Annotated in this window: 17 protein-coding genes and 1 pseudogene; 11 read left to right on the top strand and 7 right to left on the bottom strand. The window is 73.5% G+C overall.

Features of this window, described 5'->3' with window-relative positions; translation table 11 throughout:
* Positions 1-20: 20 nt before the first annotated feature.
* The gene (locus ACH4ZA_RS23500) at positions 21-1,010 is read right to left on the bottom strand and encodes a TauD/TfdA family dioxygenase (protein WP_398431423.1); all 990 of its coding nucleotides are present in this window, start codon (positions 1,008-1,010) and stop codon (positions 21-23) included.
* 297 nt (positions 1,011-1,307) lie between these two features.
* On the opposite strand from ACH4ZA_RS23500, the gene ACH4ZA_RS23495 reads away from it, so the two are divergent.
* The 4 genes from ACH4ZA_RS23495 to ACH4ZA_RS23480 are packed head-to-tail and all read left to right on the top strand — an operon-like array spanning position 1,308 to position 6,230.
* Complete coding sequence (locus ACH4ZA_RS23495; protein ID WP_398431422.1) at positions 1,308-2,858, top strand: ABC transporter substrate-binding protein; 1,551 nt, start codon at positions 1,308-1,310, stop codon at positions 2,856-2,858.
* Complete coding sequence (locus ACH4ZA_RS23490; protein WP_398431420.1) at positions 2,843-3,856, top strand: ABC transporter permease; 1,014 nt, start codon at positions 2,843-2,845, stop codon at positions 3,854-3,856. Before ACH4ZA_RS23495 ends, ACH4ZA_RS23490 begins: the two co-directional genes overlap by 16 nt.
* The gene (locus tag ACH4ZA_RS23485; RefSeq protein WP_398431419.1) at positions 3,853-4,713 is read left to right on the top strand and encodes an ABC transporter permease; all 861 of its coding nucleotides are present in this window, start codon (positions 3,853-3,855) and stop codon (positions 4,711-4,713) included. The genes ACH4ZA_RS23490 and ACH4ZA_RS23485 overlap by 4 nt, the downstream gene beginning before the upstream one ends.
* A complete protein-coding gene (locus ACH4ZA_RS23480) occupies positions 4,710-6,230 on the top strand; it encodes an ABC transporter ATP-binding protein (RefSeq protein WP_398431418.1) in 1,521 nt (506 codons plus the stop codon). Before ACH4ZA_RS23485 ends, ACH4ZA_RS23480 begins: the two co-directional genes overlap by 4 nt.
* A gap of 213 nt (positions 6,231-6,443) precedes the next feature.
* On the opposite strand, the pseudogene ACH4ZA_RS23475 reads toward ACH4ZA_RS23480, so the two are convergent.
* A pseudogene (locus tag ACH4ZA_RS23475) lies at positions 6,444-6,659 on the bottom strand (hemin transporter); the annotation flags it as partial.
* Between the two features lie 232 nt (positions 6,660-6,891).
* A complete protein-coding gene (locus ACH4ZA_RS23470) occupies positions 6,892-7,338 on the bottom strand; it encodes an anthrone oxygenase family protein (protein ID WP_398431417.1) in 447 nt (148 codons plus the stop codon).
* Positions 7,339-7,428: 90 nt separating this feature from the next.
* Here ACH4ZA_RS23470 and ACH4ZA_RS23465 point away from each other — a divergent pair, with 90 nt between their 5' ends.
* The gene (locus tag ACH4ZA_RS23465; RefSeq protein WP_398431416.1) at positions 7,429-8,007 is read left to right on the top strand and encodes a TetR/AcrR family transcriptional regulator; all 579 of its coding nucleotides are present in this window, start codon (positions 7,429-7,431) and stop codon (positions 8,005-8,007) included.
* A gap of 77 nt (positions 8,008-8,084) precedes the next feature.
* Here the strand turns inward: ACH4ZA_RS23465 and ACH4ZA_RS23460 are convergent, their stop codons facing one another.
* A complete protein-coding gene (locus ACH4ZA_RS23460) occupies positions 8,085-8,519 on the bottom strand; it encodes a pyridoxamine 5'-phosphate oxidase family protein (protein WP_398431415.1) in 435 nt (144 codons plus the stop codon).
* 98 nt (positions 8,520-8,617) lie between these two features.
* Complete coding sequence (locus tag ACH4ZA_RS23455) at positions 8,618-9,487, bottom strand: universal stress protein (protein ID WP_398431414.1); 870 nt, start codon at positions 9,485-9,487, stop codon at positions 8,618-8,620.
* Positions 9,488-9,692: 205 nt separating this feature from the next.
* On the opposite strand from ACH4ZA_RS23455, the gene ACH4ZA_RS23450 reads away from it, so the two are divergent.
* Both ACH4ZA_RS23450 and ACH4ZA_RS23445 read left to right on the top strand, forming a co-directional pair.
* Positions 9,693-10,538: an oxygenase MpaB family protein gene (locus ACH4ZA_RS23450; RefSeq protein ID WP_398431413.1), complete on the top strand. Its 846-nt coding sequence runs from the start codon at positions 9,693-9,695 to the stop codon at positions 10,536-10,538.
* A gap of 55 nt (positions 10,539-10,593) precedes the next feature.
* A complete protein-coding gene (locus ACH4ZA_RS23445; RefSeq protein WP_398431412.1) occupies positions 10,594-11,688 on the top strand; it encodes a serine/threonine-protein kinase in 1,095 nt (364 codons plus the stop codon).
* Positions 11,689-11,788: 100 nt separating this feature from the next.
* Here the strand turns inward: ACH4ZA_RS23445 and ACH4ZA_RS23440 are convergent, their stop codons facing one another.
* Positions 11,789-12,706 carry an NUDIX domain-containing protein gene (locus ACH4ZA_RS23440; RefSeq protein WP_398431411.1) on the bottom strand — a complete coding sequence of 306 codons (918 nt, stop codon included), beginning with the start codon at positions 12,704-12,706 and terminating at the stop codon, positions 11,789-11,791.
* Positions 12,707-12,874: 168 nt separating this feature from the next.
* On the opposite strand from ACH4ZA_RS23440, the gene ACH4ZA_RS23435 reads away from it, so the two are divergent.
* The 4 genes from ACH4ZA_RS23435 to ACH4ZA_RS23420 all read left to right on the top strand — a co-directional run bounded on the left by ACH4ZA_RS23435 (position 12,875) and on the right by ACH4ZA_RS23420 (position 19,208).
* Positions 12,875-14,500: a phytoene desaturase family protein gene (locus ACH4ZA_RS23435; RefSeq protein ID WP_398431410.1), complete on the top strand. Its 1,626-nt coding sequence runs from the start codon at positions 12,875-12,877 to the stop codon at positions 14,498-14,500.
* A 202-nt stretch (positions 14,501-14,702) separates the two neighbouring features.
* Positions 14,703-15,812 carry an NAD(P)H-dependent flavin oxidoreductase gene (locus tag ACH4ZA_RS23430; protein ID WP_398431409.1) on the top strand — a complete coding sequence of 370 codons (1,110 nt, stop codon included), beginning with the start codon at positions 14,703-14,705 and terminating at the stop codon, positions 15,810-15,812.
* Positions 15,809-17,362, top strand: a complete 1,554-nt coding sequence (locus ACH4ZA_RS23425) for an acyl-CoA synthetase (protein WP_398431408.1) — start codon at positions 15,809-15,811, stop codon at positions 17,360-17,362. Before ACH4ZA_RS23430 ends, ACH4ZA_RS23425 begins: the two co-directional genes overlap by 4 nt.
* A 349-nt stretch (positions 17,363-17,711) precedes the next feature.
* On the top strand, positions 17,712-19,208 hold the full coding sequence (locus tag ACH4ZA_RS23420) for a fatty acyl-CoA synthetase (protein ID WP_398431407.1): 1,497 nt from the start codon (positions 17,712-17,714) through the stop codon (positions 19,206-19,208).
* 15 nt (positions 19,209-19,223) lie between these two features.
* On the opposite strand, the gene paaK is transcribed toward ACH4ZA_RS23420, so the two are convergent.
* The gene (gene paaK / locus ACH4ZA_RS23415; RefSeq protein WP_398431406.1) at positions 19,224-20,522 is read right to left on the bottom strand and encodes a phenylacetate--CoA ligase PaaK; all 1,299 of its coding nucleotides are present in this window, start codon (positions 20,520-20,522) and stop codon (positions 19,224-19,226) included.
* Positions 20,523-20,651 lie beyond the last annotated feature (129 nt).

The raw sequence follows: 20,651 nt of genomic DNA, 5'->3' as shown, positions 1-20,651 counted from the left end.
ACGAGGGGGGATGACGGGGATCAGAGATGGGCCACGAGGGCGGCCTGGCCGTAGCCGTGTTCGTCCGCCTCGGCCAGCGGACGGCTGCGGCGGCCGGGCACGCGAACCGAGGCGCGCTTGAGCCAGCGGTCGGTGCCGTCGTAGCGGGCCTTGAACGGCACCCGGCCGTGCACGGTCTGGTCGTTGTCGACGACCAGGACGTCACCGGGCTCCAGGGCGACGGCGACCGACACCCGTTCCAGCTCGGCGGTCAGCCGGCCGTAGGCGGCGCGGTAGTCGGCGGGCGCCTCGTCGAGCGGGGTGTAGGCGGGGTCGTAGCGCAGGGTCGGTCCGTCGGCGGTCTGCCACAGGACGGGGACCTTCGGCGGCTCTCCCGCGAACGACTGCGCCTCGGCGTAGGCGTCGTCGGGGAGGATGGGCAGCACCGGCCGGGACAGCAGCGCGACGTCGTCCGCGCCGAGCCGGACCTTGCGGATGCCGGCGGCGGTGGTGGCGACGGCGTCGTGGTTGCGCATGCAGGCGAGCAGCAGCAGGTGGGCTCGGCCGGGGTGGAAGGCGTCCTCGGTGTGCGGGCTGAGCAGCACGGTGCTGCTCGCGCCGGTCTGCTCGATCTCGTGGCCGGGCGAGGGCACGATGTTGTGCACGAACCGGCCCTCCTGCTGGCCCTCCCAGGCGATCGGGTGACCCATGGCGGTGGCGAGCAGGAGCAGGATCACGTCCCACTCGGCCGCGCAGTCGCCCGCGGTGGCCCAGCCGGCGGGGGTCGGGCCGATTCCGCCGTCGTCGATCGGCAGGCCACGCAGGACGAACAGACCGTCGTCGGCGTCGACCGGGCGGCAGTGGCGGCGGATGGCGTCGCCGAGCCGGGCGGCGGACGCGGCGACTCGGCGGAGCAGTTCGGGCCGCGCGGCCGAGCTGCCGAAGTCGGCGAGGATCTTCTGGGCTGTGCCGGCCAGCTCGTCGACGGCGTGGGCGTCGAGCTGCCGGATGGGTGCGGCTCCCGTGGGCATGGCTGAGTCATCCGTTCCGGGTGCGGGTGAGGTGCGCTGCGGCGAAAACGCTTTCCTGTGCAGGTGCTGTGCCTCGGCGGCAGGAAACTATCAGCCGAGATTAGGTAAGGCAATCCTTACTGGAAACTCATGCCCCCGTCGGGCCGGCGGCACCCCTCTCGCGCCACCATGCGCTCCACTGCACCGGTTTGACGCTCCGTCAGGAAAAGGCGATCTGTCGCACACGGCTTGCGCAGAGAGATCTTCTTAGGATAGGCACACCTAAGCAATCTCCGTGTGAGTGGAACGAGGTCGTACGTGAACTGGAACAGGCGCCAAGTGCTGCGGGTCGGCGGCGGGATGGGCGCGGCCGCCGTCCTGACCGCGTGCGGCGGCGGTGACGAGACCTCGTCCAAGTCGCCGACGAAGGAGAGCGGGAAGCCCCGCAAGGGCGGAACCCTGCGGGTCGGCGCACTCGGTCGCGCCTCGGCCATCACCCGTGATCCGCACGGCACCCAGGCCAACGAGAGCGACTACCTGATCATCTCCCTCGTGCACGACACCCTCACGGTCCCGGGCGCCGAGCCCAACACCGTGCCCCGACTCGCGGCCTCCTGGAAGGCGTCTGCCGACCTCAGGACCTGGACCTTCACCCTTGCCGAGGGAGCGAAGTTCCACGACGGCACCCCGGTCACCGCCGAAGACGTCGTCTGGTCGCTGAAGCGGCTGCGCAACACCCCTTCGGGCGCCTCCCGTCTGCCGGGCGTCAAGCCGGAGAACATCAAGGCCGAGGGTGACGCCGTGGTCCTGGTGTCCGACTACGCCAACGCCGAACTGCCGCAGCTGACGCGCCTGACGACGTTCGTGCTGAAGAAGGACACGGCGGAGAAGGACCTCGGCAAGGCGCCCGGCACGGGCCCGTTCAAGCTGGACTGGTTCCGCTCCGGCAACGCCCGTCTGGTGCGCAACGAGGACTGGTACGGCGGTGACGTTCTCCTCGACGCCATCGAGGTCAAGATCTTCGAGAGCCCGCAGGCGATGGCGAACGCGCTGCTCGCCGGGCAGATCGACGTCGCCTCCAACGTCGGCGCGGTGGCGGCCCGCACGGCCGAGAAGCGCGGGGACGTCCAGATCGTGCGGCGGCCCAACGACATGGCGATGCCGATCGTCATGCGTACCGCCGACGGGCCGTTCGCGGACGCGAAGGTGCGGGAGGCGCTGCGGCTGGCCGTGGACCGCGAGGCCATGGTCAAGCAGGTGCTGTCCGGCTACGGCACGGTCGCCAACGACATCCTCGGCACCGGCGACCCCGCCTACGCCAAGGACATCCCGCAGCGCGAGCGGGATCTCGCCAAGGCCAAGTCGCTGCTGAAGGAGGCCGGTTTCGACCTGTCGAAGACCTACAGGCTGCTGACCACCGAGGACGTCTCGGGCCTCGCCGAGGCCGCGACCCTGTTCGCCTCCCAGGTTCGTGAGGCCGGGGTGAAGGTCGAGGTGGTCAAGCAGGAGTCGGCCGCCTTCTGGGAGAAGACCTGGCTCAAGGGCGACCTCTACACCACCTACTGGGGCACCAACGACTCGGTGGTGTTCTTCGCCAGCAAGACGATGGTGTCCGACTCCGGCCAGAACGAGGCCGGTTGGAAGAGCAAGGAGTTCGACGCCGCCTACAGGAAGGCCATGGCGACCAAGGACGCGGCGGAGCGCGCGAAGGTGCTGCACGAGCTCCAGCGGATCGAGTACGACGAGTCCGGCTACCTGCTGTGGGGCATGGCCGACGGCATCGACCTCGCCGCCGCCGCGGTGCGCGGCCTGCCGACCCTGCCCGGGTACGGACGCGTCCAGCTTCAGACGGCATGGCTGACTCGCTGATCGAGGCGGTGCGGCGCGGGCCGGCCGGGGACGGCGAGCCCCGGCAGGCCCCGGCCGTCGTACGCCTCCTGCTGCGCGTGGCCGGGTTGCTCGCGCGCCGGGCCCTGATGCTCGCCGTGCTGCTCGCGTTCGTCTTCACCGCCGTTCAGCTGCTGCCGGGCGATGCGGCCACCGCCACCTCCGAGCGCGGGGAGAGCGCGGCCGACCTCGCCGCGCGACGCCGTCTGCTCGGCCTGGACCGGCCGGTGCTGGAGCGCTTCCGGGAGTGGATGACCGGCCTGCCCACCGGCGACCTCGGCGTCTCCGCGCGCGGCGAGCCCGTCGCCGACCTGCTCTCCCGTCCCTTTCCCAACACCCTGCTGCTCGGCGGGCTCGCGCTGCTGGTGACCCTGGTCGCCTCCGTCACGCTCGGCTGCTGGGCGGCGGCCAGGCCCGGAGGGAGGACCGACCGGGCCGTTTCGGCGAGCGCCACCGGGGTGCTCGCGCTGCCGGAGTTCGTCGTCGCGGTGGCCCTGGTCCTGGTCTTCGCCCTGTGGACCGACTGGCTGCCCGCCGTCACCCTCACCGACGCGGACGGCTCGCCCGCCTCCTGGCAGATGCTCGTGCTGCCGGTGCTCGCGCTGGCCATCCCGCAGATCGGCTGGAACGTCCGGATCGTGCGGGCCGCGCTCGCCGACGAGGCCAGGGCGCCGCACATCGAGACCGCAGTGCTCGACGGACTGCCCCGGCACCGGATCTTCACCCACCATCTGCTGCCCGGCGCGCTGCCGACCATCGCGGCCGGGATCGCCACCTCCACGGGCATGCTGCTGGGCGGAGCGGTCGTCGTGGAGACCGTCTTCAACTACCCCGGCATCGGCTCGGTGCTCGCCGGAGCGGTCACCGACCGGGACAGCCCCCTCATCGCGGGCGTCGTCGCCGTGACCGGAGCCGTCATCACCACAGTCCTGCTGCTCGCCGACCTCGTACGCGCCTGGGCCTCCGGAGGCCGGACATGACCCTCTCCACGTCCACCGAGCGTCCCGCCGCCCCCGCGCGCCGCCTTCCGATGCGCCGCCGTCCGGCCTTGCGGGTGCTCCCGGCCCTGCTGCTCACCGCCCTTGCCCTGGCCGGCCCCTGGCTCGCCCCGCACGCCATCGACGCCCCCGTCGCCGCCCCGTACGCCGAGCCCGGCGGCGACGCCCCTTTCGGCGGCGACCAGCTGGGCCGGGACGTGGTCAGCCGCGTCCTCGCCGGAGGACGCGAACTCGTCGTCACCTCCCTGCTCGTCGCCGTCCTCGTCACCGGGATCGCCGCCCTGCTCGGCGCGATCAGCGCCCTGCGCCCGGCCGTCGGACGGATCGTCGAACGCGCCGCAGACGTGCTCATGCTGCTGCCCGCCGTGCTCGGCATCCTGCTGGTCACCCTGTCCTGGCCGGACGGCGGACGGCTCGCCGTCGTCACCGCCGCGGTCGTCCTCGGCGTGCCGTACGCGGTGCGGCTGGTCGCGGGCGCGGCCGCGCCGGTGGCCGCTTCGGGGTACGTGGAGGCGGCCGCCGTCGGCGGCGAACGGCTGTGGTACGTCGTCGTCCGGGAGGTGCTGCCCAATCTGCGGGCCACCCTGCTCGCGCTGTTCGGACTGCGCTTCGTCGCCGCCGTCTACCTCGTCGCCACCGCCGGCTTCCTCCAGGTCGGGCCCCAACCGCCCGCCGCCGACTGGGCGCTGATGATCCGGGAGAACTCCGGCGGCGTCCTCCTCAACCCCTGGGCCGTCCTCGCCCCCAGCATCGCCGTCGGCCTGCTCGCCATGAGCGTCAACCTGGCCGCCGCCGCCCTCGTCCCCGCAACCGGCCGGAAGGCGGTGCCCACGCTGTGAACCACATGCCCCACTGGTACCCGAACGGCCAGGCGGCGGACGGGGAGCACGCCGTCCGGGTCACCGGCCTGACCGTCGCCGCACCGGACGGCCGCCTCCTGCTGGACGGCGCCGACCTCGCGATACGCCCCGGTCGCGTCACCGCAGTCACGGGACCGTCCGGCTGCGGCAAGACCACGCTGCTGCGGGCCGTGGCGGGCGCCCTGCCGCCCGGGGCCCGCCACAGTGCCGGAACAGTCGCCGTCCTCGGCCGGGACCCACTCACGCTGCCGCCGGCAGACCTGCGCACCCTGCGCCGCCACCACCTCGCCTACGTCGGCCAGGACCCCGGCACCGGCCTGAACCCGCGGATGAAGGTGCGTCGACTGCTTGCCGAAGTCGCCGTCGACCGCACGGCCGAGGCGATCCAGGCCCTGCTCGCCGAAGTACGGCTGCCCGTCGACGGGGGGCTCGCGGACCGCCGTGTCGGCGCGCTGTCCGGGGGCCAGCAGCGGCGCGTGGGACTCGCCCGGGCCCTGGCCCGCCGCCCCGCCGTCCTCCTTCTCGACGAGCCCACCGCCGGGCTCGACCCGGCGCTGCGCGACGAGATCGCCGAACTGCTGCGGCATCTCGCCGAGAACCACCGGCTCGCCGTCGCACTGTCCTGCCACGACACCGACCTGGTCGGCCGGCTCGCCGACGACGTCGTCGACCTGAGCGGCCGCCGTACCCCGCAGGTGCGGCGCCCCGTGCCCCGCGCTGTCGTCGCCGGCCCCGCCGTGCTCACCGGGTCCGGGCTGCACGCGGCGCACGGCCACCGGGGCCGCCGTACCCCCGTCCTCCACGGTGTCGACCTCACCGTCCCCGCCGGCGGCAGCGTCGGCGTCGTCGGCGCCTCCGGCTCCGGGAAGACGACCCTGCTGCGCACCCTGATCGGCCTCCACCGCCCCACCACGGGCACCGTCGCCCTGGACGGCGCCCGGCTCGCGCCCGCCGCGCACGGCCGGTCCCGGGAACAGCGCCGCCGCCTGCAGTTCGTCCCGCAGGACCCGCTGGCCACGCTCAACCCGAGCCGCACGATCGGCGCCACGCTGTGCCGCCCCCTTCTGCTGCACCGCAGGGCCGACCGGGCACGGGCCCCCGAGCGCGTCCTGGAGCTGCTGGAGAGCGTCGGCCTGCCGGCCGCCTCCGCCGACCGCTACCCGCACGAACTGTCCGGCGGCCAGCGCCAGCGCGCCGCCATCGCCCGCGCCCTGGCGTCCGACCCGGACGTGCTGTTCTGCGACGAGATCACATCCGCCCTCGACGCGGACACCGCAGTCGCCGTCATGGACCTGCTGGCCGCCCTGCGCGAGCAGCGCGACCTGTCGCTGGTCCTCGTCAGCCACGACCTGCGCCTCGTCGCCGACCGGACGGACGCGCTGGTCGTGATGTCCGAGGGGCACGTGGTCGAGTCGGGTCCCACGGCACAGCTGTTCAGCTCGCCCGCACATCCCGTGACGGCCGCGCTGACGACCGGAGTTCCACTGGGCGGCTGACGAACCGCGTCGCCGGCGGTTCGCCGGCGCGGTGGGCGGATGCGCGCGATGCGCACCTCGCTGTTCAGGCGGCGGAGTCGGCCAGCCACAGATCGGGTCCGAAGACCTCGTGGCGGATGCTTCGCGCGGGACCCCGGCGCCGGGCACCTGTCCGCGTACCTCCCGCATGAAGGGCAGCGGGCCGCACAGGAACACCGTCGCGTCCCCGGGAATCCGCGTCTCGCTCACGTTCATCAGGCCGGTGCGTCCGTCGGGCTCGTCCGGGCCGGGTCGCTCGTACCACAAGACCGCCCGGGCGTCCGGCAGTTGCCGGACGAGGTCGCGCGTCTCGGTGCGCAGGGCGTGGTCGGCGGGGGAGCGGTCTGCGTGCGGGACCAGGACCGGGCGGGTCGAGCGCAGCGCGGCGAGGTGGGCCAGGACGCCGGTCATGGGGGGCGCCGCCGATGCCCGCCGAGACCAGCACGGCGGGGATGGCCGCGTCCACCGGGTCGTCGAGGAACACATCGCCGAACGGCGCGGACGGCAGCAGTTCGTCCCCTTCACGGACGGTCGTGCAACAGGCCGGAGACCTCTCCGTCCGGTGCGCCGGGGGCGCCCTCGACCCGCTTCACGGTGATCCGCCGCAGTTCTCCCCCCGGGGCCGACGACACGGCACGCGGGCTCAGGTGAGGGCGGCGACGAGCAGGGCGAGCGCGGCGATGAGGACGGCTACGCGGGCGTAGTGGTAGCGGTTCCAGCGGTCCGTCTGCTCCTTCCAGTCGGCGGGCCGGTTCTCCGGGGTCCACGTCTTGTTCCGGTTGTTGATCGGGACGAGCAGCAGCAGCGACATGATCACGCTGAGGATCAGCAGCGCGCCGGCGGTGACCACGAGGCCGGCGCCGGGGTGGTGGCGTCCGGCGAGGGCCCAGACCGCGACGAGGGCGAGCGAAGCGAGGTACCAGACCGGCATCACGGCGCCGAGCATGCGGCCCCCGTGGGCGCGGCCGAGTTGGCCGCTGTCCTCCGGGAGGGCGTTGAAGATCGGGTTCATGACGAAGGCGACGGAGAACTCCACCCCCACCATCACGCCGAAGGACACGGTGGTGACGATCTCGAGTGCGTCGAGCATGGTGCCTCTCCTCTGTTCTAGCGTTGCTAGCTGATGAGGCAACGCTAGTACTGCTGCCGCTCGTCTGTCTAGCGGTGCTAGGATCGAATCATGTCGGTACAGGAACGCAAGCAGCGCGAGAGGGCGGAGCGCGAGCGCCTCATCGTGGCGACGGCCCGTGAACTCGCCGAGGAACAGGGCTGGGACGCGGTCACCACCCGCCGGCTCGCCGAGCGCATCGAGTACAGCCAGCCCGTGCTCTACAGCCACTTCCGCGGCAAGCGGGAGATCATCGGCGCCGTCGCCCTGCAGGGCGCCGTCGAGCTGGCCGCGGCGGTGCGCGCCGCGACCTGCGCCGCGGACGGCCCGCGCGGGCGGGTCGCCGCTCTCGCCCGCGCCTACCTCGACTTCGCCGCGGCCAACCCGGCGGTCTACGACGCCCTCTTCCAGCTCGACGGCGGCCTGCCGTACGCGCGCGAGGACACCCCGGAACCTCTCAAGGACGCCTTCGCCGCGCTGCTGGAGAGCCTGGCCGAGGTCGCCGGGGACGGCGTCGCCCCGGGGTTGTTCACCGAGGTGTTCTGGGCGTCCCTGCACGGCCTCGCGACCCTGGGCCGGGCGGGACGGCTGCTGCCGGAGGACGCCGCACACAGGGTGGAGCTGCTGGTGGAGCGGCTCGCCGTGGTCTGACACCCGACACACGGTCCCGGCGGGCACGCGGCCGCGGGCACGGCCTCCGAACACCACGCGGCCGTGCCGGGCCGTGCTCAGGCGGGCAGGCGGCGGAGCGGCAGTCCGCCCCCCAGTTCGCGTCCGGAGATCATCCCTGGTTCGATCCGTACGAAGACCGGGTCCTGTACCGGCACCCACGAGCGGGGGCCGGACCGGGACAGCCGGACATGTTCCGCGGGCTCGGTCACCACGGTCGCCCGTCCGGTGACCGTCACACTCCAGGCGCACCGGGTCTCGACGTCGAAGTCGTCCGCCTCGAACGCGACCACGACGCCGTCGATGGCGCGGACCAGGTCCGAGCCCCGTGCCGTGCACAGCACCACGGAGGCGTCCGCGTCCAGGGAGAAGTTCACCGGAAGGACCGCGGGCAGCGCGTGCCGGGTGTAGACGACACGGCCGACCGGCACGTGCCGGAGCAGACGCAGGCACTCCTGCCGGTCGAGTCCGCGAAAGCCGTCGTCATGGAACATTCGCCCATCGTCTCCCCGCCCGGGGCGGGGGAGTAGGGCCGAGCGGCCCATTCGCGGGGGCTGCCGGCCACCCGTGTGCTCACACCGCCCGGGCCGGCTCAGTCATGGGGGACGACGGCGACGGGGCAGCGTCCGTGATGGACGGCGGCCTGGGCGATCGGTCCGAGATGGTGCCCCGTGCCGCGCCGGTGTGCGCGTCTGCCCACGACCAGCAGGGCCGCGTCCTCGGCGGCCCGCACGACCGCCTTGGCCGGACTCGCGAGCCGGACGCTCTCGGCAACCTCCACCTGCGGGTACTTCTCCTGCCAGGGGCGAAGAGCGTCGCTCAGCGCCTTGCGCGCGTCCTTGGTCATCTCCTCGGTGACGGTGTGGTCGGCGCCCCACGGCATCCGTGCGTGGAGCGGCACGCTGCGGCTGTGCAGGGCCACGAGGGGAGCACCCCGGGCCGCGGCGGTGTGGAAGGCGAAGTCGAGCAGTCCGTCCCCCGGAGTGTGCAGTTTCAGCGCCACGACCACGCGGCCGGGCGGGGCGGGAGCGAGGTCGTCGTCCGCCGGCCGCGCGCGGACGAGGACCACGGGCCGCCCGGCCCGAGCCACGACCGGCAGGCTCACTTCGCCCATGAAGTAGCTCTCGACGGCTTCCATCCCCCGTGAACCCAGAACCAGCATCTCGGCCTCCGAGGCCGCGTGCAGCAGGGCGTCGTGGGCGTCCTCGGCGATCAGGCTCCCGACGACGGTCAGGCCCGGGTGGCGGGTCTGCAGCTCCGCCTGCGCGGTGTGGACCAGACGCTTCGCCCAGTAGTTCTGGTCGATCTCGGAGGGCCGCCGCGCGGGTTCCGGCGCCAGGAGGGGCCAGGCGTGCAGCAGCCGCAGGGTCAGCTTGCGCCTCTCTGCCTCGTCGGCGGCCCAGCGGGCGGCGGAGAGGCTGGCGGGTGAGCCGTCGAGGCCCACGGTGACGACCTGTTGCATGGCGGCCTCCGTCTCGATCGAAGCCGGATGCGACGGTGAGCGAGTGACGTGGGGCCTGGTGCGACATCGTCGGCATGCCGGGCGTGGGGCGTTGTCTCCCTTCGAGGAGTACCGCAGTTCCCTCCGCGGCGCATGTGGACCCGTGCGGACGGTCCGGCCCCCCGGACGCCGTCCGCCGGCCGGCGATTCCTGTCAGACTGCCGCCATGACGGGCGACCCGAGGTTGTTCACTCCGCGCAGCGTGACCTGGCAGATGCACGGCGATCCCATGATGTGGGTCGCCGGGATCCGCGCGCTCTACCTCCAGGCGCTGCACCCGCGGGCCGTACGCGGCGTCACCCAGAACTCCGACTTCCGGCGCGACGCCTGGGGCCGGCTGATGCGGACCGCCGACTTCGTCGGCACCACGGCGTACGGCACGTCCGAAGCGGCCGAGGAGGCAGGAGCCCGCGTCCGCAGGATCCACCGCAAGCTGTCCGCGACCGACCCGGAGACGGGGGAGCGGTACGGCGTCGACGAGCCCGCACTGCTGCTGTGGGTGCACTGCGCCGAGATCGACTCGTATCTGCACGTGCTGCGCCGCTCCGGCTATCCGCTCACCGACGCGGACGCAGACCGCTACCTCCGCGAACACCGCGTCAGCGCCCGTCTGGTGGGCCTCGACCCGCAGACGGCGCCCGGCGACCGGGCGGAGATGGCGGCGTACTTCGACCGGATCCTCCCCGAGCTCGCCGCGGGGGCGGAGGCCCGCGAGGTCGACGACTTCCTGCGCCGGCCGCCCGTCCATCCCCTGCTGGTCCCGGCGCGCGAGGTGCTGTGGCGGCGCGTCGCGAACCTGGCGTACGCCTCGCTGCCGCCGTACGCCCACGCGCTGTACGGCAGACCGGCCCCCGAACCCGCCGTGGTCACCCGCCGGCTGCGCGCCACGGGCGCCGCGCTGCGCTGTGTTCCCGCACGTCTGCGATGGCAGCTCCCGCCCAAACACATCCTGCGGGCGATGGCGAGACTGGGCCCCGAAAGCCGACCGGCGCCGTACAAGGTGCGACGATAGGCGGCCATACTGAACCCTCTGGGGGAGGGCAGGAAGGCGACGGGGGCGGCACACCATGGCGGAGAGCAGGCTGATCCAGGGCCGGTACCGGCTGCTGGACCGGATCGGACGCGGCGGCATGGGCGAGGTGTGGCGGGCTCGCGACGAGTCCCTCGGCCGGCAGGTCGCCGTGAAGTGCCTCAAACCGGCCGGACCGCACCACGACCCGTCCTCGGGAAGCGTCCTGCGCGAGCGGTTCCGGCGCGAGGGCCGGGTGGCCGCCGGGCTCCAGCACCGCGGGGTGACGGTCGTCCACGACTTCGGCGACCACGACGGCGTCCTCTTCCTTGTCATGGAACTCCTGGACGGCCGCAACCTGTGCCAGATGCTGGACGACGGCGAACGCCGGCCGCTGCCCGTGCCGGAGGTCGTCGACATCGCGGACCAGGTGGCCGCGGCCCTCGACTACACCCACCGGCAGGGCGTCGTGCACCGCGACCTGAAGCCGGCGAACATCGTGCGCCTCGGCGACGGCACCGTGAAGATCTGCGACTTCGGCATAGCCCGCCTCAGCCACGACGTGGGCTTCACCTCCAGGCTCACCGGCACCGGCATCGCCATGGGCACCCCGCACTACATGTCGCCGGAGCAGATCGCGGGGGAGGAGGTCGACCGGCGCAGCGACCTGTACTCGCTGGGATGCGTGCTCTACGAGATCGCCACCGGCCGCCCGCCGTTCGACCTGGACGACCCCTGGGCGATCCTCGTCGGACACCGGGACACCCCGCCCCGGCCGCCGCGCGAGCACCGCGCCGACCTGCCGGCCCACCTCGACCGGATCATCCTCGACCTGCTCGCCAAGCAGCCGGCCGAGCGTCCCGACGACGCCCGCGAGATCGTCCAGCGCCTCGCCGAGTCCCGCGGCACGCAGGGCCGCCCGACCGCGCTCGTGCCGTCGCGGCCCGGGCCGAAGCCGACCGAACGCCGTCCCGCGGACGGAGGCGGCCCCCGCCTGCCGTCCTGGACCCGGGGCATGACCGTCGGCCACCCGGCCGTGAGCACCGGACCGCGGCGCGCGCGCCCGGACGCCGGGGCGGCGCTGACCGACGAGTGGATACCCCGACCGACCCTCGTGGGCGTCCCGGCCCCGGACGGCGCGCAGACCCCGTGAACCCGGCCGCCCCCGGCCCCGCCGCCGGGCCGAGGACGGGGCGGGGGCGGGGAAGCAGCCCGGAATCCAGGAGAGCGCACCGGCCCGCCGGCGCCGGCCGTCACGCGGGGGCCGGCTGAGGCTCCCAGCCCAGCTCCGAGTACGGCCGCCCGGCGCGGATCCCGGCGACAGCCGTGCGCGCGTAGGCGACCATCGGCTCCGGCAGCGCGTCCAGCGGCCACCAGCCCCAGCTCATGCACTTGTCCGGCTCCAGCAGCCGCGGTTCGCCGCCCCAGCGCCGGGCCCGGAAGACGAGCTGCAGGCGCGGTCGGGCGACGGGCGAGTCGGCGACGTGCACGACGTGCGCGAGCTCGACGTCCCGCGCCGCGATCTCCAGTCCGGCCTCTTCCCGCGCCTCACGGACGAGACACGCCACCGCGGACTCCTGCTCGCAGTGCCCGGCCAGGAAGTGGTGGTGCAGGGGCGCGAAGGGCGAGTCGGGATGGCGCAGTCCGAGGAGGATCTCGCCGTCGCGTTCCAGATAGAGGTGGACGCCGACGGCGTTGAGGACGGTCTGGCGTACGGGCGGCTGGTGCGCCGGCGCGACGGGGGCCGCCCGATGACCGGCGATGACCTGCGCGGCGCCCGGCGCCATCGTCAGGTGCGCGGTGGTCGCCGCGTCGAAGAAGGCGAACATGATGCCCTCGGTGACCGGCAGCCGCGAGGGATCGCCGTCCCAGCCGCCCAGGAAGATCTGGATGCCGTCGACGACCGTGTACCGGGTCAGCCCCTCGAGGACCAGGCCCGTCTCCTCCAGCAGCTCGCGGGCGACGGCCTCCTCGAGCGTCTCGTCACCCTCGCACGCGCCGCCGGGCAGTGACCACAGGCCCGCGTCACAGATCGGTTTGTGCGCGTCCCGCAGATGCAGGAGGTACTGGCCGCGCCGGTTGACCAGCAGTGCGGCGCAGTTGCGGGGCTCGGCCGCAGGCGTGGCAGGCGTGGCAGGCGTGGCGGGCGTGGCGGGCGTCTGGGCGGTCATGGGCTCCCCCTCGATCCAACGCGCTTGCGCTTCAACGGACTTGAGGCCATGACGATCGTAGGGGAGCGGCCCGCGCCGGGCTGTTCTTCGGCTCCCGGACCGCGGCCCCGCGCGGGCCGGCGCCGCTCCCCCCTGGCCGACCTTGATCGGCACGTGTTACGAAGAACCATGGCCGCACACGAGGGACACCGGGGACCACAGCGACACGAGGGCGATCACGAGCGGCGGGATCGCCGGGGACGCCGCGTCTACGACGCAGTCGTCGTCGGCGGCGGGCACAACGGCCTGGTCGCCGCCGCCTACCTGGCCCGCGCCGGACGGTCCGTGCTGGTGCTGGAGCGACTGGACCACACCGGGGGCGCCGCCGTCTCCACCCGGCCGTTCGCCGGGGTCGACGCACGGCTCTCGCGCTACTCCTACCTGGTCAGCCTGCTGCCGCAGAAGATCGTGCGGGACCTCGGGCTCCGCTTTAGCGTCCAGGGCCGCACGATCTCCTCGTACACGCCCGTGGAGCGCGACGGACGGGCCACCGGGCTGCTCGTGGGCGGCGGCGCCCGCCGCACGCAGGAGGCGTTCGCGCGGCTGACCGGCGGTGAGCGCGAGTACGCGGCCTGGGAGCGCTTCTACGCCATGACCGGGCGGGTCGCCCAGCGGGTGTTCCCCACGCTCACCGAGCCGCTGCCGTCCCGCGAGGAGCTGCGCCGGCGCGTCGACGACGAGGAGGCCTGGCGGACCCTGTTCGAGGAGCCCATCGGCGTCGCCGTCGAGGAGCGCTTCGCGGACGACCTGGTGCGCGGCGTGGTCCTGACCGACGCCCTCATCGGCACCTTCGCCGACGCCCACGACCCCTCGCTGCAGCAGAACCGCTGCTTCCTGTACCACGTGATCGGCGGAGGCACCGGCTCCTGGGACGTCCCCGTCGGCGGCATGGGCGCGCTCACCGACGCGTTGGCCGCCGCCGCCCGCGACGCGGGCGCGGTCCTCGCCACCGGCCACGAGGCCGTGCGGATCGACACGGACGGCCGTACGGCGGAGGTCGCCTACCGCACCGCCGACGGCGAGGGCGTCGCCGTGGCCCGGCACGTCCTGGTGAACGCCTCGCCGCAGGCGCTCGCGGCCCTCACCGGCGACGCGCCGCCGGCCCCCGCCGAGGGCGCCCAGCTCAAGGTGAACATGCTGCTCGAGCGGCTGCCGAGGCTGCGGGACAGCTCCGTCGACCCGCGCGAGGCGTTCGCCGGCACCTTCCACATCGCCGAGGGCTACCGTCAGCTGGCCGCCGCGCACGCCCAGGCCGCCGCCGGGGAACTGCCCGCCGCCCCGCCCTCCGAGATCTACTGCCACTCCCTGACCGACCCGAGCATCCTCGGCCCGGAGCTCGTCGAGCGGGGGTACCAGACGCTGACGCTGTTCGGACTGCACACGCCCGCCCGGCTCTTCGCGCGGGACAACGACGCCGTGCGCGAGGAGCTGCTGCGCTCGACCCTCGCCCAGCTGGACGCCCACCTCGCCGAGCCCCTGGCGGACTGCCTGGCCACGGACGCGGACGGCCGCCCCTGCATCGAGGCGAGGACCCCTCTCGACCTGGAGCGGGACCTCGGGTTGCCCGGCGGCAACATCTTCCACCGCGACCTGAGCTGGCCCCACGCCCAGGAAGGCGCGGGGCGCTGGGGGGTGTCGACACCGCACGCCAACGTGCTCCTGTGCGGGGCCGGCGCGGTGCGCGGCGGCGGCGTGAGCGGCGTGCCGGGGCACAACGCCGCCATGGCGGTGCTCGAGGAGCACACCGGGGTCTGACGACGGTGGCCGGATCCGGTATCCGGTCCGGGACCCGATCGGGCATCCGGTCCGGGCCCCCGCCCGGGCATCTGATCCGGCACGCGGTCCGCCGCCGCTCGGGCATCCGATCGGCCGGCCGGGCAGACCTCGGCCGGCAAGAATCTGACGGTCTATCAGAAAACCTCTTCCGTCGTCCGCGTAGCTGCGGCATCCTGCGCCCATGCAGACGGAGCTGAGCACACAACTGGGAGTCGAGCACGCCGTCTTCGGCTTCACGCCGTTCCCCGCGGTCGCCGCGGCCATCAGCCGCGCGGGCGGCTTCGGCGTGCTCGGCGCGGTCCGCTACACCGACCCCGACGACCTCAAACGCGACCTCGACTGGATCGAGGCGCACGTCGACGGCCGGCCGTACGGGCTCGACGTCGTCATGCCCGCCAAGAAGGTCGAAGGGGTGACCGAGGCCGACGTCGAGGCGATGATCCCCGAGGGGCACCGGAAGTTCGTGCGCGACACCCTCGCCGCCTACGGGGTGCCCGAGCTGGCCGAGGGCGAGGCCTCCGGGTGGCGGATCACCGGCTGGATGGAGCAGGTCGCCCGCAGCCAGCTCGACGTCGCCTTCGACTATCCGATCCGGCTGCTGGCCAACGCGCTCGGCTCGCCGCCGGCCGACGTCGTCGCGCGCGCCCACGAGCGGGGCGTCCTCGTGGCCGCCCTCGCCGGCAGCGCCCGGCACGCGCGCAAGCACAGGGACGCGGGCATCGACATCGTCGTCGCCCAGGGGTACGAGGCGGGCGGCCACACCGGCGAGATCGCCTCCATGGTGCTCACGCCGGAGGCCGTCGACGCGGTCGCCCCGCTGCCGGTCCTCGCCGCGGGCGGCATCGGCAGCGGGCGGCAGATCGCCGCGGCCCTCGCGCTGGGCGCCCAGGGCGTCTGGCTCGGGTCGCTCTGGCTGACCACCGCGGAGGCCGACCTGCACTCGCCCGCCCTCACCCGCAAGCTTCTCGCCGCGGGCTCCGGCGACACGGTCCGCTCCCGCGCGCTGACCGGCAAACCCGCCCGCCAGCTGCGCACCGAGTGGACCGACGCCTGGGACGGCCCGGACGGCCCCGGCACCCTCCCGATGCCCCTGCAGGGCCTGCTCGTCGCCGAGGCCGTCTCCCGGATCCAGAAGTACGAGGTCGACCCGCTGCTCGGCACCCCGGTCGGTCAGATCGTCGGCCGGATGAACGAGGTCCGCAGTGTGCAGGAGGTCTTCGACGACCTCACCCGCGGTTTCGAACAAGCCGTCGACCGCGTCAACCGCATCGCCGGAAGGAGCGGCCAGTGACCAGCACGCCCCCCGCGGGATTCTGGGCCCAGGCGACCCAGGACCCCGACCGCGTCGTCCTGATCGCCCCGGACGGCGAGGAGTGGACCGCCGGACGCCTGCACGCCGCCGCCAACCGGCTCGTGCACGGCCTGCGCGCCGCCGGGCTGGAACGGGGCGACGCCTTCGCCGTCGTCCTGCCCAACTCGGCCGAGTTCTTCACCGTCCACCTCGCCGCCAGCCAGGCCGGGTTCTACCTGGTCCCGGTCAACCACCACCTGACGGGTCCCGAGATCGCCTGGATCGTCTCAGACTCCGGCGCCAAGGTGCTGCTGGCCCACGAGCGGTTCGCCGACCAGGCCCGCCGCGCCGCCGACGAGGCGTCGCTGCCCGCCGGTCAGCGGTACGCCGTCGGTGCGATCGACGGGTTCCGGCCGTACGCCGAACTCCTCGCCGGACAACCCGAGTCGCCGCCCGACGACCGCACCCTCGGGTGGGTCATGAACTACACGTCGGGCACGACGGGCCGCCCGCGCGGCATCCGGCGGCCGCTGCCCGGCAAACCGCCCGAGGAGGCGTACCTCGGCGGCTTCCTCGGCATCTTCGGCATCAAGCCCTTCGACGACAACGTGCATCTCGTCTGCTCGCCGCTCTACCACACGGCGGTGCTCCAGTTCGCGGGCGCGTCCCTGCACATCGGCCACCGGCTGGTCCTGATGGACAAGTGGACGCCCGAGGAGATGCTCCGGCTGATCGACCGCCACCGCTGCACCCACACCCACATGGTCCCCACCCAGTTCCACCGGCTGCTCGCCCTTCCCGAGGAGGTGCGGGCGCGCTACGACGTGTCGTCCATGCGGCACGCCATCCACGGCGCCGCGCCCTGCCCCGACCATGTGAAACGGGCGATGATCGATTGGTGGGGCCACTGCGTCGAGGAGTACTACGCGGCCAGCGAGGGCGGCGGCGCGTTCGCCACGGCGGGGGACTGGCTGAAGAAGCCCGGCACGGTCGGAAAGGCGTGGCCCATCAGCGAGCTGGCGGTCTTCGACGACGACGGCGAACGGCTGCCGGCCGGTGAACTCGGCACGGTGTACATGAAGATGACGACCGGCGGCTTCGCCTACCACAAGGACGAGGACAAGACCCGCAAGAACCGCATCGGCGACTTCTTCACCGTCGGCGACCTCGGCGTGCTCGACGAGGACGGTTACCTGTTCCTCCGCGACCGCAAGATCGACATGATCATCTCCGGCGGCGTCAACATCTACCCCGCCGAGATCGAGTCCGCGCTGCTCGCCCACCCGGCCGTCGCCGACGCCGCCGTCTTCGGCATCCCGCACGACGACTGGGGCGAGCAGGTGAAGGCCGTCGTCGAGCCGGCGCCCGGCCACGAGCCGGGACCCGCCCTCGCCGCCGCCCTCCTCGACCACTGCGCCGACCGGCTGGCCGGCTACAAGCGGCCCAGGAGCATCGACTTCCTCGCCGAGATGCCCCGCGACCCCAACGGCAAGCTGTACAAGCGTCGGCTGCGCGAGCCGTACTGGGAGGGCCGGACACGTCCGGTATGACCGCGGACGGCCGCGGCACGGCGTCTCCCCCTCGACGGGGCCCGCCCCGACCGCCGGGCGAGGCCCCGGTCCCGGTCACCCTGGGCGAGGGGCCGGACCCGGCCGTCGGGAGGGGGCCCGCCCGCCCCCTGGGCAAAGCCCGACCCGTCGGGCGCGGGCCTGGCCCGGCTGCTCGGGCCGGGCAGTGCCTGCGCCCGCGGTGAAGGTTCGTTCCGGCCGTTCGGTGACGGGCCGGGCGGCGCCCCGTGGCGGGCCGGTCCCGCGCCGCCGGTGCCGGGAACGGCCCGACCGGCCCCGTCCCCGTCACGGCGACTTGACCTGCCCCGGCCCTCGCCCGAGGATCATGGTCATGACGCCCGGACACGGCAGCACGGTCGACGGGGTGCTGCGGCGCAGCGCCCGCCGCACCCCGGCGCGCGTCGCGATCGAGTACCGCGACCGCACCTGGACCTACGAGGAGCTCGACGAGGCCGTCTCGCGCGCGGCGAGCGTCCTGCTCGGCGAGGGCCTCGCCCCCGGCGACCGGGTCGGCGCCTACGGCCACAACTCCGACGCCTACCTCATCGCCTTCCTCGCCTGCGCCCGCGCCGGCCTGGTCCACGTCCCCGTGAACCAGAACCTGACCGGCGACGACCTGGCGTACATCGTGCGCCAGTCGGGCTGCGCGCTGGTCCTCGCCGACCCCGACCTCGCGGCCCGGCTCCCCGACGGCGTGCGCGCACGGGCCCTGCGCGACGCCGACGACTCGCTGCTGGCCCTGCTGCCCGCGGCCGACCCGTACGAGGGCCCCGAGCCGCGCCCCGAGGACCTGGTGCAGCTGCTCTACACGTCCGGCACGACGGCCCTGCCCAAGGGCGCGATGATGACGCACCGCGCCCTGGTGCACGAGTACCTGAGCGCCATCGCCGCCCTCGACCTGAGCGCCGGCGACCGTCCCGCGCACTCCCTGCCGCTGTACCACTCGGCGCAGATGCACGTGTTCCTGCTGCCCTACCTGGTGGTCGGCGCCACCAACCTCGTGCTGGACGCCCCCGACGGCGACCGTCTCCTCGACCTGATCGAGGCGCACCGCGTCGACAGCCTGTTCGCGCCGCCGACCGTGTGGATCGCCCTGGCGGGCCGCCCCGACTTCGACGAGCGTGACCTGAGCGGCCTGCGCAAGGCGTACTACGGCGCGTCGGTCATGCCGGTGCCCGTCCTGGAGCGGCTGCGCGCACGCCTGCCGAAGCTCGGCTTCTACAACTGCTTCGGGCAGAGCGAGATCGGTCCGCTGGCCACCGTCCTCGCGCCCGACGAGCACAAGGGGCGCCTGGACTCCTGCGGCCGCACGGTGCTGTTCGTGGACGCCCGGGTCGTCGACGAGGACGGCACGGAGGTCCCCGACGGGACGCCCGGCGAGATCGTCTACCGCTCCCCGCAGCTGTGCGAGGGCTACTGGGACAAGCCCGAGGAGACCGCGGCGGCCTTCCGCGACGGCTGGTTCCGCTCCGGGGACCTCGCCGTGCGCGACGCCCACGGCTACTTCACGATCGTCGACCGGGTGAAGGACGTCATCAACACCGGTGGCGTACTGGTCGCCTCACGCCAGGTCGAGGACGTCCTCTACGCCCACGACGCCGTCGCGGAGACGGCCGTGATCGGGCTGCCGGACGAGAAGTGGGTCGAGGCGGTGACCGCGGTGGTGGTCGCGCGCGGCGAGGTGACCGAGGAGGAGCTCGTCGCGCACGTCCGGGGGAGGCTCCCGTCGTTCAAGGTCCCCAAACGGGTGCTCTTCGTCGACGGGCTGCCGCGCAACGCCAGCGGGAAGATCCTCAAGCGGGAGCTGCGCGAGCGGTTCGGCTCGTGAGCCGCGCGGACCTCGTCACTCACGGGGCCGCAGGTCCACGATCCGCCTGATCTTGCCCACCGACCGCTCCAGCGTCTCGGGGTCGACGATCTCCACGGCGGCGGACACGCCGATGCCGTCCTTCACCGCGGCCGCGATGGCCCGGGCGGCCGTGTCGCGGTCGGCGGGCGTGGCGTCGCGGCGGGCCTCCGCGCGGATCGTGAGGGCGTCGAGGCGGCCTTCGCGGGTCAGCCGGAGCTGGAAGTGGGGCGCGACGGCCGGAGTGCGCAGCACGATCTCCTCGATCTGGGTGGGGAAGAGGTTCACGCCGCGCAGGATGACCATGTCGTCGCTGCGGCCGGTCACCTTCGCCATGCGGCGGAAGACGCGGGCCGTGCCCGGCAGCAGCCGCGTCAGGTCCCGGGTGCGGTACCGGACGATCGGCATGGCCTCCTTGGTGAGCGAGGTGAACACCAACTCGCCCTCCTCGCCGTCCGGCAGGACCTCGCCGGTGATCGGGTCGACCACCTCGGGATAGAAGTGGTCCTCCCAGATGTGGAGCCCGTCCTTGGTCTCCACGCATTCCTGCGCCACCCCCGGACCGATCACCTCCGACAGTCCGTAGATGTCGACCGCGTCGATCGCGAACCGTTGCTCGATCTCCTGCCGCATCCGCTCGGTCCAGGGCTCGGCGCCGAAGATCCCCACCCGCAGCGAGGTGGAGCGCGGATCGACGCCCTGCCGTTCGAACTCGTCCAGCAGGGTCAGCATGTAGGACGGGGTCACCATGACGACCCGGGGCTCGAGGTCCTGGATCAACTGGACCTGACGGGACGTCATGCCGCCGGAGGCCGGGATCACCGTGCAGCCGAGGCGTTCGGCTCCGTAGTGTGCGCCTAGGCCGCCGGTGAACAGGCCGTAGCCGTACGCCACATGGACCGTGTCGCCCGGCCTGCCGCCCGCCGCTCGGATCGAACGGGCCACCAGGTCGGCCCACATGGACAGGTCGGCGTCCGTGTAGCCGACCACCGTCGGGCGGCCCGTGGTGCCGCTGGAGGCGTGGATGCGGCGGATGCGCTCCCTGGGGACGGCGAACATGCCGTACGGGTAGTGCGCGCGCAGGTCGGCCTTGCCGGTGAAGGGGAAGCGGGCCAGGTCGCCGAGGTCGCGGCAGTCGTCCGGGTGGACGCCGGCCTTGTCGAAGGCCTCGCGGTAGAAGGGCACGCCGGAGTACGCGTGACGCAGTGAGGCGCGCAGACGTTCCAGCTGCCGCGTGCGCAGGGCGTCCTCGGTGAGGCGCTCGCCGTCGTCCAGCGTGTTCCCCGTGTCCGCCATCGAGGGCCTCCCTCACCAGAATCACGCCGAAAAGGACGACCGATCATTCGGTCGATCTCCCTCGGGGTCAATGATCCAGGATCGAGGCCCTCAGGCAAGAGTCCGGCTACGGGTTTTGCCCGCGGATCG

It is taken from the genome of Streptomyces sp. NPDC020597, assembly GCF_044335095.1.
Lineage (GTDB): Bacteria > Actinomycetota > Actinomycetes > Streptomycetales > Streptomycetaceae > Streptomyces.
The sequence above is the reverse complement of the archived record's forward strand: the minus strand, read 5'-3'. Positions and strand labels throughout refer to the sequence as shown.

Excerpts from the sequence above, each read along its gene's own strand:
- ACH4ZA_RS23500 (WP_398431423.1), bottom strand. The coding sequence starts at position 1,010 with ATGCCCACGGGAGCCGCACCCATCCGGCAGCTCGACGCCCACGCCGTC.
- ACH4ZA_RS23490 (WP_398431420.1), top strand. The coding sequence starts at position 2,843 with ATGGCTGACTCGCTGATCGAGGCGGTGCGGCGCGGGCCGGCCGGGGAC.
- ACH4ZA_RS23485 (WP_398431419.1), top strand. The coding sequence starts at position 3,853 with ATGACCCTCTCCACGTCCACCGAGCGTCCCGCCGCCCCCGCGCGCCGC.
- ACH4ZA_RS23470 (WP_398431417.1), bottom strand. The coding sequence starts at position 7,338 with ATGCTCGACGCACTCGAGATCGTCACCACCGTGTCCTTCGGCGTGATG.
- ACH4ZA_RS23465 (WP_398431416.1), top strand. The coding sequence starts at position 7,429 with ATGTCGGTACAGGAACGCAAGCAGCGCGAGAGGGCGGAGCGCGAGCGC.
- ACH4ZA_RS23460 (WP_398431415.1), bottom strand. The coding sequence starts at position 8,519 with ATGTTCCATGACGACGGCTTTCGCGGACTCGACCGGCAGGAGTGCCTG.
- ACH4ZA_RS23455 (WP_398431414.1), bottom strand. The coding sequence starts at position 9,487 with ATGCAACAGGTCGTCACCGTGGGCCTCGACGGCTCACCCGCCAGCCTC.
- ACH4ZA_RS23450 (WP_398431413.1), top strand. The coding sequence starts at position 9,693 with ATGACGGGCGACCCGAGGTTGTTCACTCCGCGCAGCGTGACCTGGCAG.
- ACH4ZA_RS23445 (WP_398431412.1), top strand. The coding sequence starts at position 10,594 with ATGGCGGAGAGCAGGCTGATCCAGGGCCGGTACCGGCTGCTGGACCGG.
- ACH4ZA_RS23440 (WP_398431411.1), bottom strand. The coding sequence starts at position 12,706 with ATGACCGCCCAGACGCCCGCCACGCCCGCCACGCCTGCCACGCCTGCC.
- ACH4ZA_RS23435 (WP_398431410.1), top strand. The coding sequence starts at position 12,875 with ATGGCCGCACACGAGGGACACCGGGGACCACAGCGACACGAGGGCGAT.
- ACH4ZA_RS23430 (WP_398431409.1), top strand. The coding sequence starts at position 14,703 with ATGCAGACGGAGCTGAGCACACAACTGGGAGTCGAGCACGCCGTCTTC.
- ACH4ZA_RS23420 (WP_398431407.1), top strand. The coding sequence starts at position 17,712 with ATGACGCCCGGACACGGCAGCACGGTCGACGGGGTGCTGCGGCGCAGC.
- paaK (WP_398431406.1), bottom strand. The coding sequence starts at position 20,522 with ATGGCGGACACGGGGAACACGCTGGACGACGGCGAGCGCCTCACCGAG.